12 protein-coding genes are annotated in these 14,670 nt (G+C 70.4%); 10 read left to right on the top strand and 2 right to left on the bottom strand.

Annotated elements, in window-relative coordinates:
• Positions 1-95 precede the first annotated feature (95 nt).
• Positions 96-605, bottom strand: coding sequence for a hypothetical protein (locus tag ACFV6H_RS08600; protein WP_384777099.1), 510 nt, complete (start codon positions 603-605; stop codon positions 96-98).
• A gap of 239 nt (positions 606-844) precedes the next feature.
• Here ACFV6H_RS08600 and fmt point away from each other — a divergent pair, with 239 nt between their 5' ends.
• The 9 genes from fmt (at position 845) to ACFV6H_RS08555 (ending at position 11,701) form a co-directional block, all read left to right on the top strand.
• Entirely contained in the window at positions 845-1,783 is a 939-nt protein-coding gene (gene fmt / locus ACFV6H_RS08595) for a methionyl-tRNA formyltransferase (protein WP_385539915.1), read from the top strand.
• Between the two features lie 145 nt (positions 1,784-1,928).
• Positions 1,929-3,362, top strand: coding sequence for an RsmB/NOP family class I SAM-dependent RNA methyltransferase (locus ACFV6H_RS08590; protein ID WP_385539913.1), 1,434 nt, complete (start codon positions 1,929-1,931; stop codon positions 3,360-3,362).
• A 156-nt stretch (positions 3,363-3,518) separates the two neighbouring features.
• Positions 3,519-4,214, top strand: a complete 696-nt coding sequence (gene rpe / locus ACFV6H_RS08585; RefSeq protein WP_384777090.1) for a ribulose-phosphate 3-epimerase — start codon at positions 3,519-3,521, stop codon at positions 4,212-4,214.
• A 159-nt stretch (positions 4,215-4,373) separates the two neighbouring features.
• Entirely contained in the window at positions 4,374-5,387 is a 1,014-nt protein-coding gene (locus ACFV6H_RS08580; protein WP_093603935.1) for a sugar-binding transcriptional regulator, read from the top strand.
• A gap of 369 nt (positions 5,388-5,756) precedes the next feature.
• Entirely contained in the window at positions 5,757-7,223 is a 1,467-nt protein-coding gene (locus tag ACFV6H_RS08575; RefSeq protein WP_385540390.1) for a GuaB1 family IMP dehydrogenase-related protein, read from the top strand.
• Between the two features lie 103 nt (positions 7,224-7,326).
• Positions 7,327-8,202, top strand: coding sequence for an RNA polymerase sigma factor SigF (locus ACFV6H_RS08570; RefSeq protein WP_385539910.1), 876 nt, complete (start codon positions 7,327-7,329; stop codon positions 8,200-8,202).
• A 206-nt stretch (positions 8,203-8,408) separates the two neighbouring features.
• The gene (locus tag ACFV6H_RS08565; RefSeq protein ID WP_384777081.1) at positions 8,409-8,864 is read left to right on the top strand and encodes an Lrp/AsnC family transcriptional regulator; all 456 of its coding nucleotides are present in this window, start codon (positions 8,409-8,411) and stop codon (positions 8,862-8,864) included.
• Positions 8,865-9,094: 230 nt separating this feature from the next.
• Positions 9,095-9,919, top strand: a complete 825-nt coding sequence (locus ACFV6H_RS08560; protein ID WP_385539907.1) for a carbon-nitrogen hydrolase family protein — start codon at positions 9,095-9,097, stop codon at positions 9,917-9,919.
• Between the two features lie 90 nt (positions 9,920-10,009).
• Complete coding sequence (locus ACFV6H_RS08555) at positions 10,010-11,701, top strand: flavin monoamine oxidase family protein (RefSeq protein ID WP_385539905.1); 1,692 nt, start codon at positions 10,010-10,012, stop codon at positions 11,699-11,701.
• 105 nt (positions 11,702-11,806) lie between these two features.
• On the opposite strand, the gene ACFV6H_RS08550 is transcribed toward ACFV6H_RS08555, so the two are convergent.
• The gene (locus tag ACFV6H_RS08550; RefSeq protein ID WP_385539903.1) at positions 11,807-12,736 is read right to left on the bottom strand and encodes an LLM class F420-dependent oxidoreductase; all 930 of its coding nucleotides are present in this window, start codon (positions 12,734-12,736) and stop codon (positions 11,807-11,809) included.
• A 202-nt stretch (positions 12,737-12,938) separates the two neighbouring features.
• On the opposite strand from ACFV6H_RS08550, the gene ACFV6H_RS08545 reads away from it, so the two are divergent.
• A complete protein-coding gene (locus tag ACFV6H_RS08545) occupies positions 12,939-14,249 on the top strand; it encodes an alginate lyase family protein (protein WP_385539901.1) in 1,311 nt (436 codons plus the stop codon).
• The last annotated feature ends 421 nt before the right edge of the window (positions 14,250-14,670 follow it).

Here is a 14,670-nt window from a genome sequence, read left to right as displayed (position 1 = left end):
ACCCCCCGTGGCTCTCCGGTGGGCGGACGTCGGCCCCGACCGGTTCCGACCCGTCCCGACGGTCGGGCACCGACGGAGAGAGCCCGGCCGGCTCGTCAGCCGCCTCGTGGGCCCGGGAAGGCCGGTGGGCGGGGATCCTCGCGGAGGGACTGGGTTGTCGCCGTCGGCTGCGGCGGCATCGAGCGGGCGGCCGGGACCGCCGGGACCGTGGCGGTGTCCTGCGCGCGGTCCGCCTCGCCCGCGCCCGGCTGCTGGGCGGCCCTGCGCGTACCGTAACGGCGGTGCACCGCCTGCTTTGTGACGCCCAGCGCGGAGCCCACCGCGTCCCACGAGAAACCCAGCGAGCGGTCGAAGTCCACGGCCGCGGTCACCAGAGTCTCGACACTGTCCCTCAGCTCCTGTGCGAGACGGACGGTCGGGGCGGGGGCCCTGCCGTAGACGACGAAGCCCGTGGACGGGCCCGAACGGCGCGGGCGGTAGACATTGCCCAACTGGGCGGTGAGGGTGCGCAGCGCGTCCACCTGCCGCCGGACCCGCTCGATGTCCCGCACCAACAGGTGGAGACTTGCACGGGCTTGTGCGTCGTGGGTTGCGTGGTCGGCCATGAACAAGCCTCTCGAACCGGCGTTGAAAAGGATCCGGGCCGCACCGGTGCGGCCCGCGTTGGTCAATCTCTCTTGACAACGCGCCACCTGGCGATGTGGTCACGCTGCGGGGGCGTATGCGCATATGCGCGGGGCGCGCACACCGACGTACGCCCCCTGCCGTCGCCCGCCGCCGTGGCCCATAGACTGGTGCGTCGCTCGTCACCGTACGTATCAGCCCGAGAGGCAGTCAGCCACCGATGAAGCTCGTCTTCGCCGGCACCCCCGAGGTCGCCGTACCCGCCCTGGACGCACTCATCGCCTCCGACCGGCATGAGGTCGCCGCCGTCGTGACCCGGCCCGACGCGCCCGCGGGCCGCGGACGCAGGCTGGTCGCCAGCCCGGTCGCGCAGCGCGCGGAGGAGTCGGGCATCGAGGTGCTCAAACCCGCCAAACCGCGCGACGAGGACTTCCTCGCGCGGCTGCGGGAGATCGGCCCCGACTGCTGTCCCGTCGTCGCGTACGGCGCCCTGCTGCCGCGAGTCGCCCTCGACGTACCCGCCCACGGCTGGGTGAATCTGCACTTCTCGCTGCTGCCCGCCTGGCGCGGCGCCGCGCCCGTGCAGCACGCGGTCATGGCGGGCGACGAGATGACCGGTGCGGCCACCTTCCTGATCGAGGAGGGCCTGGACTCCGGACCGGTCTACGGCGTGCTCACGGAGCACGTACGGCCCACCGACACCAGCGGCGATCTGCTGACCAGACTGGCCTTCGCGGGCTCGGGACTGCTCGTCGCGACCATGGACGGTATCGAGGACGGCACGCTCAAGCCCGTACCGCAGCCCGCCGAGGGCATCTCGCTCGCGCCCAAGATCAGCGTCGAGGACGCCCAGGTGGAGTGGGCCGCGCCCGCTCTCCGTGTGGACCGCGTCGTCCGCGCCTGCACTCCCGCGCCCGGCGCCTGGACCGTCTTCCGCGGCGAGCGGCTCAAGCTGATCCAGCTCGCGCTGCTGCCGGAGCGTACGGAACTGGCGCCCGGGGCCCTGGCCGTCGGCAAGAACGATGTGTACGTCGGCACCGGCTCGCACGATGTCGAGCTGCTCTGGGTCCAGCCGCAGGGCAAGAAGCCGATGCGCGCGGCCGACTGGGCACGCGGAGTACGGATCGCCCCGGGCGAACAGCTCGGCGCGGCGCACTGAGGCGCCGCGCCCGCGCTCCTGGGCCCTGTGGCGGATTCTGTGGCGCCGTCCCAAAGCGCACGGTTCTCCCGAGCGCACGGTTCTTTCCGGCCACCGGGCAGCGCTTAGGCTGGAAGCGATCACCATCTCTCACCGCGGAGCACCTTTGAACGCGCAGGCCCCTCACCGTCCCGCCAAGCCCTACCGCCGCCCCAAGAAGGATCCCGTGCGGATCCTCGCCTTCGAGGCGCTCAGGGCCGTCGACGAGCGGGACGCGTACGCCAATCTCGTACTGCCTCCGCTGCTGAAGAAGGCACGCGAGAACAGCGGCTTCGAGCCACGGGACGCCGCGCTCGCCACCGAGCTGGTGTACGGGACGCTGCGCCGCCAGGGCACCTACGACGCGATCATCTCGGCCTGCGTCGACCGGCCGCTGCGCGAGGTCGATCCGCCGGTACTGGACGTGCTCGCGCTCGGCGCGCACCAGCTTCTCGGTACGCGGATCCCGACGCACGCCGCCGTCTCCGCGAGTGTGGAGCTGGCCCGGGTGGTGCTCGGCGACGGGCGCGCCCGGTTCGTCAACGCCGTGCTGCGGAAGATCGCGCAGGACGATCTGGACACCTGGCTGGAGCGCGTCGCCCCGCCGTACGACGAGGACGCGGAGGACCATCTCGCGGTCGTCCACTCGCATCCCCGCTGGGTGGTCTCGGCGCTCTGGGACGCGCTCGGCGGCGGTCGCGCGGGGATCGAGGACCTGCTCGAAGCCGACAACGAACGGCCCGAGGTCACGCTTGTCGCCCGGCCCGGCCGCGCCTCCGCCGAGGAGCTGCTGACCGTGCTGGGCGAGGAGGGCGGGCTTCCCGGCCGCTGGTCGCCGTATGCCGTACGGCTCAGCGAGGGCGGCGAACCGGGCGCGGTCGACGCCGTACGGGAGGGCCGGGCCGGCGTCCAGGACGAGGGCAGCCAGCTTGTCGCGGTCGCCGTCGCCAACGCGCCGCTGGAGGGCCCCGACGCGCGCTGGCTCGACGGCTGCGCGGGCCCCGGCGGCAAGGCGGCGCTGATGGCGGCGCTGGCCGCCGAACGCGGCGCGTCCCTGCTCGCCGCCGAGAAACAGCCGCACCGGGCCAGGCTCGTGGCACGCGCGCTCGCCGGGAACCCGGGCCCGTACCAGGTCGTCGCCGCGGACGGCACCCGCCCGCCCTGGATCCCCGGCTCCTTCGACCGGGTCCTGGTCGATGTTCCGTGCTCGGGCCTCGGCGCGCTGCGGCGCAGGCCGGAGGCGCGCTGGCGCCGCCGCCCGGAGGATCTGGAGGGCTTCGCGCCGCTCCAGCGCGGACTGCTGCGCGGCGCGTTCGACGCCGTACGGATCGGCGGGATCGTCGGCTACGCGACCTGCTCCCCGCATCTCGCGGAGACCAAGGCCGTTGTCGAGGACGTCCTCAAAGGGCGCGGCGGTCCGGCGGTGCGGGCCGAATGGATCGACGCGAGAGCGCTGATGCCGGGCGTACCGGCGCTCGGCGACGGCCCCGATGTCCAGCTCTGGCCGCATCTGCACGGCACGGACGCGATGTATCTGGCCCTGTTGCGCCGTACGGCCTGAGCGACCCCTGAGCGACCACGGAGGTCCTCTCCCGATCTGCTCAGCGGTACCGAATCCGCCGGTTTGGGCGGACTGTGCCGCTCCCCTTCGGCATCCGTTCGCACAGAGGTCCACAGGGCGGTCAGGAAGTGGTCCGGAGCATGGCAGGCTTGGCACATGGCCCAGATCAACCCCAGCATCCTGTCCGCCGACTTCGCCCGTCTCGCCGAGGAGGCGGCTGCGGTCGACGGCGCCGACTGGCTCCATGTCGATGTCATGGACAACCACTTCGTGCCCAATCTGACCTTGGGCGTACCGGTGGTCGAAGCGCTCGGCCGGGCGACGGACACCCCGCTGGACTGCCATCTCATGATCGAGGACCCCGACCGCTGGGCGCCTCAGTACGTCGAGGCGGGCGCGGGCTCCGTGACCTTCCATGTGGAGGCCGCCGCCGCTCCCGTACGGCTGGCGCGTGAGATCCGGGCCAAGGGAGCGCGGGCGTCCATGGCGCTGAAGCCCGCGACGCCCGTCGAACCGTACGAGGATCTGCTGCCCGAGCTGGACATGCTGCTGATCATGACCGTGGAGCCGGGCTTCGGCGGTCAGGCCTTTCTGGACATCATGCTGCCCAAGATCCGCCGTACCCGGGAGCTGATCTCCAAGCACGGACTCGAACTGTGGCTCCAGGTCGACGGCGGAGTCTCGGCGAGCACCATCGAGCGATGCGCCGAGGCCGGCGCCGATGTCTTCGTCGCGGGCTCCGCCGTGTACGGAGCGGACGATCCGGCCGAGGCGGTACGTACCCTGCGCGATCAGGCCGCCAAGGCCACCGCCACGGCCTCCTGGGCGTGCGGACACGGAGTCGGCCACTGAGTCGGCCACCGAGCCGGACAACGGCCGGCCTCCCAGCCGTCCAGTGAGCCACGGGAATATGAACGGGGCCCTTTCGGGCCGATCAAGGATCGCTGGATCTGACAGGATGAACAGCGAGTCCAGAGTGCGCACAGCAGTGAGGAGATCGCGGTGTCTGCAATGTCGGCGGGTCGGTCCGCCCTGCGGATGGGACCCGCGGAGCTGGTGCAGGCGGCGGCCATGGCCCGTCGCTTCTACCTTGAGGGAAAGTCCAAGATCCAGATCGCCGAGGAGTTCGGCGTCAGCCGCTTCAAGGTGGCCCGGGTCCTGGAGACGGCGCTGGAGCGCGATCTCGTGAGGATCGAGATCCGCGTCCCCGCGGAGCTGGACGCGGAGCGTTCCGACGCGCTGCGCGCGCGGTACGGACTGCGGCACGCGGTGGTCGTCGAATCGCCCGCGGAGGGCGGCGACGAGTCGCCCGATCCGGAGAATCTCGGCGAGGTCGCGGCCGATCTGCTCGGCGAACTGGTGGTCGAGGGCGATGTGCTCGGGCTGGCCTGGGGCCGGTCCACCATCCATATGGCGGCGGCGCTCGACCGGCTGCCGCCCTGTACGGTCGTCCAGCTCACCGGTGTGTACGACGCGGGCACCGCCGAGCGCGGCTCGGTCGAGGCGGTACGGCGCGCGGCCCAGGTGTCCGGCGGCGAGGCCCACCCGATCTACGCCCCGATGCTGCTGCCCGATCCGGCGACCGCCGCCGCGCTGCGCAACCAGACCGGTATCGCGCGCGCCTTCGAGTACTTCGACAAGGTCACCGTCGCCGCGGTCTCCATCGGCTCGTGGGAGCCCGGTATCTCCGCGGTGCACGACATGCTCACCGACGAGGAGCGGTCCCACTACGCCTCGCTCGGCGTCGCCGCCGAGATGTCCGCCCATCTCTTCGACGCGGAGGGCCGACGGGTCGGCCGTGACCTGGGCGAACGGTGTATCACGGTCGAGGCCGAGCGGCTGCGCCGTATCCCGGAGGTCGTGGCGATCGCGGGCGGGCCGCGCAAGGGCGAGGCGATCGGCGCGGTCCTCAGGTCCGGGCTGGTCACCAGTCTGGTGACCGACACCGCGGCGGCGGACTTCCTGCTGACCGAGTTCGAACCGGCGCCGAGGCCCGCGCTGGAGCGGTGCGACCCGGACGAGTGACCGTGGGCGGGCCGACCGCGGACGGCGACCGAGGCCGGCCAGGGCTCGGCCGACTGCGGACCGGCCGATCGAGGCCGAGTACGGACGGCCGGTTGGGGCCGATCCCGGACGGCTGATCGAGGCCGAGCACGCACGGCCGGTCGAGGCCGATCACGGACGGCCGACCGCGCCGCGCGGGATGCGAGGCGCACGGTAAGCTCCTGGGGTAAGGCAGGTTCCACTTCCTGGCCTCGGAGCCCCCGTACCTCCTCCGTACCTTCCGCAGCTTTCCGGAGGGACACTCCCGGAGGAGCAGACGAACGCGGGGGCGTTTTGCTGCGCCTTTCGTGGAGACGACCTGCGCCGTTTCCACCGGAAAATGTGAGATCTATGCGTTTCCTCGAACCGGGTACCGGCCGCCATGTGGAGAGTGCTCCGGTTCCCTACGATCTGACGTACGACGATGTCTTCATGGTGCCGAGCCGCTCGGCCGTCGGCTCCCGCCAGGGCGTGGATCTCTCCGCCCAGGACGGTACGGGCACCACCATCCCGCTCGTCGTCGCCAATATGACGGCCATCGCGGGCCGTCGGATGGCCGAGACCGTCGCCCGGCGCGGCGGGCTGGTCGTCATTCCCCAGGACATCCCGATCGAGGTCATCACCGAGGTCATCTCCTGGGTCAAGACGCGCCATCTCGTACTCGACACACCCATCGTGCTGGCGCCCAGCCAGACCGTCGGCGACGCGCTGTCCCTGCTGCCCAAGCGCGCGCACGGCGCGGGTGTCGTGGTCGACGGCGGCCACCGGCCCGTCGGGATCGTCACCGAGCACGATCTGAGCGGAGTGGACCGTTTCACCCAGCTCTCCGAGGTCATGTCGAAGGATCTGCTGCTGATCGCCGCGGACATGGATCCGCGCGAGGCGTTCAACACGCTCGACAACGCCAACCGCAAGCTCGCTCCGGCCGTCGACGCCGAAGGCGGTCTGGTCGGCATCCTGACCCGGAAGGGCGCCCTGCGCGCGACGCTCTACACACCCGCCACGGACGCCGCGGGCAGGCTGCGGATCGCCGCCGCCGTCGGGATCAACGGCGATGTCGCGGGCAAGGCGGCCCAGCTTCTCGACGCGGGTGTCGACACGCTCGTCGTGGACACCGCGCACGGACACCAGGAGTCGATGATCGCGACCGTCCGGGCGGTCCGCGCGCTCGACCCGATGGTGCCCGTCGTCGCGGGCAATGTCGTCTCCGCGCAAGGCGTGCGCGATCTGATCGAGGCCGGTGCGGACATCGTCAAGGTCGGTGTCGGCCCGGGCGCGATGTGCACGACGCGCATGATGACCGGCGTCGGCCGGCCGCAGTTCTCGGCCGTCAGGGAGTGCGCGGCGGAGGCGAGGAAGTCCGGCAGACACGTATGGGCCGACGGCGGCGTCCGGCATCCGCGCGATGTCGCCATGGCGCTCGCCGCGGGCGCCTCCAACGTCATGATCGGCTCCTGGTTCGCCGGTACGTACGAGTCTCCGGGCGACCTCCAGCAGACCGCCGACGGACGGCTGTACAAGGAGTCCTTCGGTATGGCCTCGGCCCGCGCCGTACGGAACCGTACGAGCGAGGAGTCGGCGTACGACCGGGCCCGGAAGGGACTGTTCGAGGAGGGCATCTCCACCTCCCGGATGTTCCTCGATCCGTCGCGGCCCGGTGTGGAGGACCTGATCGACTCGATCGTCGCGGGAGTCCGCTCGTCCTGCACCTACGCCGGGGCCAACTCGCTGGAGGAGTTCGCGGAGAAGGCGATCGTCGGCGTCCAGAGCGCCGCGGGATACGCCGAGGGCCAGCCGCTGCACGCCAGTTGGAGTTAGGGCATGTTGTGAAGCCCGGCTTCTGATTCCGTGTCGGCGCGCATGGGCGTGGAGGGACCGGGTACACGCGCTCTGCACTGACCACGGAGCAGGGGAGGACGATGTGTCCACGGCGAGCACGGTCCCGACCGACAGCACGCAGTATGTGAGCCGGCATCACGCGGACGCGGTGGAGCTGGACCTTCCTTACGTGGAGTGCCCGGCGGAAGTGGCGCCCAAGGACGCCCGGGAGATCTCGCGGCTCTTCTTCGCCCGGCTCGCCGAGCTGGAGGAAGGCACACAGGAGCACCAGTACGTACGCAACACCCTGATCGAGCTGAATCTCGCGCTCGTGCGGTACGCGGCCACGCGGTTCCGGAACCGCTCGGACCAGATGGAGGACATCGTCCAGGTCGGCACCATCGGTCTGATCAAGGCGATCGACCGGTTCGAGCTCAGCCGCGAGGTGGAGTTCGCGACCTTCGCCGTGCCGTACATCGTCGGCGAGATCAAGCGCTTCTTCCGGGACACGAGCTGGGCCGTGCATGTTCCGCGCAGGCTCCAGGAGTTGCGGATCGACCTGGCCAAGGCGACCGACGAGCTGTCCCAGCGGCTCGACCACGCGCCGACCACGGCGGAACTGGCCGAGCATCTCGATCTGGAGGAGGAAGAGGTCATCGAGGGCGTCGTCGCGGGCAACGGCTATACGGCGGGCTCGATCGACATGCCGACGGACGACACGGCCGGCGCGTCGGTGCCGCTCTCCGACCGGCTCGGCGCGCCCGACACAGGGCTGGAGACGGCGGAGAACGTCCAGGCGCTCAAGCCGCTGCTGGAGGAGCTGGACGAGCGGGAGCGGCGGATCCTCCGGATGCGTTTCGGTGACGAGATGACACAGTCGGAGATCGGTGCGGAGCTGGGCGTCTCCCAGATGCATGTGTCCCGGCTGCTGTCACGGATCACGGGACGGCTCCGGGAAGGGCTGCTGGCGGTGGAGTGAGCCGCGGTGGAGTGGTGACCGGCAGGGGAGTGCGAAGCACGCAGGGGGCGTACCGCAGTCGCGGTACGCCCCTTCCGTCGTCCGTACGAGCCGGACCGGGCCCGACGGCGCCCGGTCCGTGGACGGCCGGGCTCGTGTTCTACTTCCGGTACGGCCCCGCCCAGGCCCTCCCCGACCGGTCATCGCAGAGAAGTGAACCACCAGCCGTGCGACTCAATGATCTCGACGAACGTATCGTCCACGCCCTCGCCGAGGACGCCCGCCGCTCCTACGCCGACATCGGCTCGCTCGTCGGTCTCTCCGCACCGGCCGTGAAGCGCCGGGTCGACCGGCTGCGGGCCGGCGGAGCGATCACCGGTTTCACGGTACGGGTGGATCCGGCGGCGCTGGGCTGGGAGACCGAGGGCTTCATCGAGATCTACTGCCGGCGCAACACCTCGCCCGACGCGATCCACCGCGGCCTGGAGCGGCTGCCCGAGGTGGTGTCGGCGTCCACGGTCACCGGTGACGCGGACGCGATCGCCCAGGTTTTCGCGGCCGATATGCGCCACTTCGAGCAGGTGCTGGAACGGATCGCGGGTGAGCCGTACGTGGAGCGCACGAAGTCGGTGCTCGTCCTGTCCCCGCTGCTGAGGCGCTACTCCTCGGGCTCGCCGGGCTAGGTCAGGGAGCACCCTCCTCACCTGCGAAGACGCTCCGAGGACCCGTTGAAGACACACCGGTGACGCATCCAGGACACCGACGCAACGAATCGCCGGAAGGGCCGGACATCACGCAACGGATCGGTGGTCCGTGCGCAACGGTCGCGTCTTGTCCGGGCCGACGGCCGGACCGTACGGTCATTGCGTCCCCGGCAATCCGGGAAGCCCCTTCGTACCGTCCGAGGTCAGCCATGCCGTCGCTGCGTACCGCCCTGCTCCAGACCGCCGGCCGGCCGGGCTCCGTCGCCGGGAATCTCACGGTGCTCGACGAGGCCGCGGGCCGTGCCGCGGACGCCGGTGCCGGGCTGCTGGTCTGTCCCGAGATGTTTCTGACCGGCTATGCGCTCGGCGACGCAGTGCCCGGGCTGGCCGAGCCCGCCGACGGCCCGGGAGCCATGGCCGTCGCGGAGATCGCCGTACGCCATGGGCTCGCGGTGCTGTACGGCTATCCCGAGCGGGACGGGGCCGCGGATACGGGCAGTCAGGGCGGCGGGCGGATCTTCAATGCCGCGCAGCTCATCGGTCCCGACGGTACGCGGCTCGCGAACTACCGCAAGACGCATCTCTTCGGCGATTTCGAGCAGAAGTGGTTCACACCGGGAGAACATCCCGTTGTCCAGGCCGAGTTCGCCGGGCTGCGGCTCGGCGTCATGATCTGTTACGACGTCGAGTTCCCGGAGAACGTGCGGGCGCACGCGCTCGCGGGCACCGATCTGCTGCTGGTGCCGACCGCCCTGATGCGTCCGTTCCACTTCGTCGCCGAATCCCTGGTGCCGGTCCGGGCCTTCGAGAACCAGATGTATGTCGCGTATGCCAACAGGACAGGCGAGGAAGGCGAGTTCGAGTTCGTCGGGCTGAGCTGTCTCGCCGGTCCCGACGGGGCCACCCGGGCGCGCGCCGGACGAGGCGAGGAACTGATCGTCGGCGAGATCGACGCAGGGCTTCTCGACGCCTCGCGCGAGGCCAATCCGTATCTGCGCGACCGCCGCCCCGACCTGTACACCTCGCTCACCTGAGCCCGAGCCCTGAGCCGTGAGCCCGGGATCAGGCCCCGGCTCCGCGCTCGTCCCGTTCCGCCGTACGTACCCGCAAGGAGCCCGTACCCCATGACGTCCACGGTGCCCACCGCCGTCCAGCACACCCAGGCGCAGCCGCCGATCACCATGTTCGGGCCGGACTTCCCGTACGCGTACGATGACTTCCTGGCGCATCCCGCAGGGCTCGGCCAGATACCGGCGGCCGAGCACGGCGCCGAGGTCGCCGTCATCGGCGGCGGGCTCTCCGGCATCGTCGCCGCGTACGAGCTGATGAAGATGGGCCTCAAGCCCGTCGTGTACGAGGCCGACCGGATCGGCGGCCGGCTCCGTACGGTCGGCTTCGAGGGATGCGACGCCGAACTGACCGCGGAAATGGGCGCGATGCGCTTCCCGCCCTCCTCGACCGCGCTCCAGCACTACATCGATCTGGTGGATCTGGAGACCTGTCCGTTCCCCAACCCGCTGGCCGCCGGGACTCCGTCGACCGTTGTCGATCTCAAGGGCGAGTCCCACTACGCGAGAACCGTTGACGATCTGCCGCAGGTCTACCGCGATGTGATGGACGCCTGGAACACCTGTCTGGAGGAGGGCGCGGACTTCTCCGGCATGAACCGCGCCCTGCGCGAGCGCGATGTCCCGCGCATCCGTGAGATCTGGGCCCGGCTCGTCGAGAAGCTCGACAACCAGACCTTCTACGGCTTCCTCTGCGACTCCCCGTCCTTCAAGTCCTTCCGCCACCGCGAGATCTTCGGCCAGGTCGGCTTCGGGACCGGCGGCTGGGACACCGACTTCCCCAACTCCATCCTGGAGATCCTCCGGGTCGTCTACACCGAGGCCGACGACCACCACCGTTCGATCGTGGGCGGCAGCCAGCAGTTGCCGCTGCGCCTCTGGGAGCGCGAGCCGGTGAAGATCACGCACTGGCGGGCCGGGACCTCGCTCTCCTCACTGCACGGCGGTGCGCCGCTGCCGGCGGTGGTACGGCTGCACCGCACGGCCGGCGACCGGATCACCGTCACGGATGCCTCGGGCGGGATCCGTACGTACCGCGCCGCGATCTTCACCGCCCAGTCCTGGCTGCTGCTGTCCAAGATCGCCTGCGACGAGTCGCTCTTCCCGATCGACCACTGGACGGCGATGGAGCGCACCCACTACATGGAGTCGTCCAAGCTGTTCGTGCCGGTGGACCGGCCGTTCTGGCTGGACAAGGACGCGCGGACGGGACGTGACGTCATGTCGATGACACTCACGGACCGGATGACCCGAGGCACCTATCTGCTGGACAACGGTCCCGGCCGGCCCGCCGTCATCTGTCTCTCGTACACCTGGTGCGACGACAGCCTCAAGTGGCTGCCGCTCTCGGCCGGTGAGCGGATGGAGGTCATGCTGAACTCGCTGCGGGAGATCTATCCCGGTGTCGACATCCGGCGGCACATCATCGGCAGCCCGGTGACGGTGTCCTGGGAGAACGAGCCGTACTTCATGGGCGCGTTCAAGGCCAATCTGCCAGGGCACTACCGCTATCAGCGACGGCTGTTCACGCACTTCATGCAGGACCGGCTGCCCGAGGACAAGCGCGGGATCTTTCTGGCGGGCGACGACATCTCGTGGACGGCGGGCTGGGCGGAGGGCGCCGTGCAGACGGCGCTGAACGCGGTGTGGGGAGTGATGCACCACTTCGGAGGCGCGACGGACGCGACCAATCCCGGGCCGGGCGATGTGTACGACGACATCGCGCCGGTCGAACTCCCGGAGGACTGAGCTCCGGGGGAGGACTGAGCTCTCGGACTGAGCTTTCGGACCGAGGCGAGTGCCCGGGGCCGGCTCCACGTGACGGAAGCCGGCCCGGTGCACACCTGCGTACGGTCAGACGCCCGCCGCGCGCGCCGTCACGTACACCTCGGTCGCCACATCCACCAGCTCTGCCGCGTCATGCATGGTGCTCTGGAGATCGATCAGGAACTCCGGCACACCCGTCTCCACGTGTGCCACCAGGTCCTCGACGATCTGCGCCACGTTGCCCTGGAAGGGACGGCGGTCGTCGCCCTCGTACGGCTTCACGGTGTACTGCGCGTTGACACGCGCGCAGACGTCGAGCGGCCGTTCGCGACCGCTCTCGGCGGCGGCGTCCCGTACCTTCCGCCACTGCTCGGCGAGCTGCTCCGCGCCCATGGCGACGGGCATCCAGCCGTCCGCCCGCTCCACCAGTCGGCGTGTGGCGCGCCGGCTGTTCGCGGGGAGGTAGACCGGGATGGGCCTGGCGGGCTTGGGGCCGACCTCGGACGGAGCGATGGTGGTCAGCTCGCCCTGGTACGAGACGGGATCGGGACCCCAGACGGCCGCGCAGACGTCCAGCAGCTCGTCCAGAACGGCGCCGCGCTTCTCGAACGGCACGACGGAGGCCGCGGCGTACTCGTCGAGCGACCAGCCCGTGCCGAGACCGGCGACGACCCGGCCGCCGCTCGCGGCGTCCAGCGAGGCGAGCGAACGGGCGAGCTGGAACGGTATGTGCAGCGGCGCGACCAGCACACTGGTGCCGAGCCGGGCCCGCTCGGTGACCGCGGCGGCCAGGGTGAGCGTCACCAGCGGATCGGCGACACTGCGGTACTGATCGGGCCAGGGCAGCCCCGGAACGCCGTACAGCCCTTGGGTGGCGGGCTCGGGGAAGATGATGCGCTCGAAGACCCACAGACTCTCGTATCCCGTGTCCTCCGCGGCGCGTGCCACGGTGGCCACATCGCGGCCGAGGTCGTACTGCTTCATCTGTGGAAGTCCGAGACCGAGTTTGACCGGCATGGTGCACTCCTTTGCGCGGACGGTGAGGTTCGCATTCTCCGGAAACACGTGCGCGTCACCATCCTACGGAGCGACCCGAACGGGACGAGTGGCGGTTCTCATCCATGAATCCTGCGCGAGTCATTGTCAGGGCTGTCGACCGCCCATACGCTCGCACGGTCTCGTTCATGAATCACGTTCACATACCTGATGGGAGCGCTCGATGAGCGGAACCCTCCGACGGCCTCTGGGCACGCTGATCGCCGCCGTGGTCACGCTTGCCGCCGTACTCGTCCCGACCGTGTCCTCCGCCGAGTCTTCTTCCGGGGCCGGACACCATGGCCGGGACCGGGCGACGCCCGCGACGCCCGCGACCGTGGTGATCGACGGCAAGCGGATGCGGCAGGCCCGGATCGGCCTCGACCGCGGTGATCCCGCGCTCAGTACGGCGGTCAAGTCCCTGACCGAACGGGCGGATTCCTGGCTGGGGCAGGGCCCTTGGACCGTCACCGACAAGCCCAAGCCCGCGCCCAGCGGCGACCCGCACGACTATCTGAGCCAGGCCCCGTACTGGTGGCCCTCACAGCCCAAGACCGCCGACAATCCCTGGGGCTGCCCGTACGTCCAGCGCGACGGCGAGCGCAACCCGGAGGTCGACACCGGCACCGACCGTCCCGACATCGGCAAGGTCTTCAACTCCACCACCACTCTCAGTCTGGCCTGGTACTACACCGGCAAGAAGAAGTACGCGGAGCACGCCGCGGAGATTCTGCGCACCTGGTTCGTCACGCCCGCGACCAGGATGAACCCGAATCTGAACCACGGTCAGTTCATCCCGTGCAAGTACGACGGCCGCGCCATCGGCATCATCGACTTCTCCCAGCAGTACACCAGCGTCCTCGACGCGTTGGCGATCCTCGACACCGGAGCCCCGGGCTGGACCAGGAGCGACCGCGACGGAATGCGCGCCTGGAACGAGGACTTCCTCGACTGGCTGGTCAACTCGCCCTTCGGCAAGCAGGAGTCGGCCGCCCAGAACAACCACGGCACCTTCATGGACATGCTGGTCGCCGGTCTCGCGCTCGCCACCGGGGACCGGGATCTCGCCCGTACGCTGGTGCTCGACTCCCGTACGAAGCGGATCGACCCACAGATCGCGGCCGACGGCAGCCAGCCCCAGGAACTCGCCCGTACCCGGAGCTGGCACTACTCGATCTTCGACCTGGTCGCCTACACGCGGCTCGCCGCCATCGGCCGACAGGTCGGCGTGAACCTCTGGGCGTACCAAGGGCCGCAGGGCCAGAGCCTGTTCAAGGCCGTGGACTACCTCCTGCCCGCGGCAACCGGAGCGGCGCCCTGGCCCCACCCGGAGCTGGAGTTCTACCGCTACGCGGCGAGCGACGTGGTCCGGGCGGCGGCGGACGCGGGCGACGCGCGTGCTCGCGCGGCGGTGCCGCGCCTTGAGGCTCCGCCGGGCGGCGACCTCTGGCCCCTGCGCCCGGCGGCGGAGCAACTCGACTCCATAGCGGGCTGAACGCCCCGGTCTCATGCGACCGTTCCGTCCTCAAACGCCGGACAGGCTTGTTTTTCCGGCCTGCGGCCGGGCGCGAACGGGTTCCAGGCACCCCCACCGCCTGGGAACCCGGCACCGGGGTTGGCGGTTCCGTCCTCAATCGCCGGACGGGCTGGGTTTTGCCCCGCCGTCTGGGAGCCCGGGGCCGGGGCTGGCCGTTCCGTCCTCAATCGCCGGACGGGCTTGGTGGGTGCTCGGATCGGACCCGCAGCCGGGACGACGGCGGGAGGGGGGCGGGGTCGGAGGAGGTGCGTGTCCGGACACTAAAGCGTGATTTGTGCCGCACACGAAACCCGCACCTGACAGCCGGTCCGCACGCGGCGTAAATCATGCCGTCCGGACATGTACCTCCGGAGGCCCCGACACCCGCACCCACCGCGAA

The sequence above is a fragment of the Streptomyces sp. NPDC059743 genome (assembly GCF_042732975.1).
Taxonomy (GTDB): Bacteria; Actinomycetota; Actinomycetes; order Streptomycetales; family Streptomycetaceae; genus Streptomyces.
This window is presented reverse-complemented; position numbering and strand designations above follow the sequence as displayed.

Bases quoted from the DNA above. Each gene is read 5' to 3' on its own strand.
- ACFV6H_RS08545 (WP_385539901.1), top strand. From the start codon at position 12,939: ATGAGCGGAACCCTCCGACGGCCTCTGGGCACGCTGATCGCCGCCGTG.
- rpe (WP_384777090.1), top strand. From the start codon at position 3,519: ATGGCCCAGATCAACCCCAGCATCCTGTCCGCCGACTTCGCCCGTCTC.
- ACFV6H_RS08550 (WP_385539903.1), bottom strand. From the start codon at position 12,736: ATGCCGGTCAAACTCGGTCTCGGACTTCCACAGATGAAGCAGTACGAC.
- fmt (WP_385539915.1), top strand. From the start codon at position 845: ATGAAGCTCGTCTTCGCCGGCACCCCCGAGGTCGCCGTACCCGCCCTG.
- ACFV6H_RS08575 (WP_385540390.1), top strand. From the start codon at position 5,757: ATGCGTTTCCTCGAACCGGGTACCGGCCGCCATGTGGAGAGTGCTCCG.
- ACFV6H_RS08555 (WP_385539905.1), top strand. From the start codon at position 10,010: ATGACGTCCACGGTGCCCACCGCCGTCCAGCACACCCAGGCGCAGCCG.
- ACFV6H_RS08560 (WP_385539907.1), top strand. From the start codon at position 9,095: ATGCCGTCGCTGCGTACCGCCCTGCTCCAGACCGCCGGCCGGCCGGGC.
- ACFV6H_RS08580 (WP_093603935.1), top strand. From the start codon at position 4,374: ATGTCGGCGGGTCGGTCCGCCCTGCGGATGGGACCCGCGGAGCTGGTG.
- ACFV6H_RS08600 (WP_384777099.1), bottom strand. From the start codon at position 605: ATGGCCGACCACGCAACCCACGACGCACAAGCCCGTGCAAGTCTCCAC.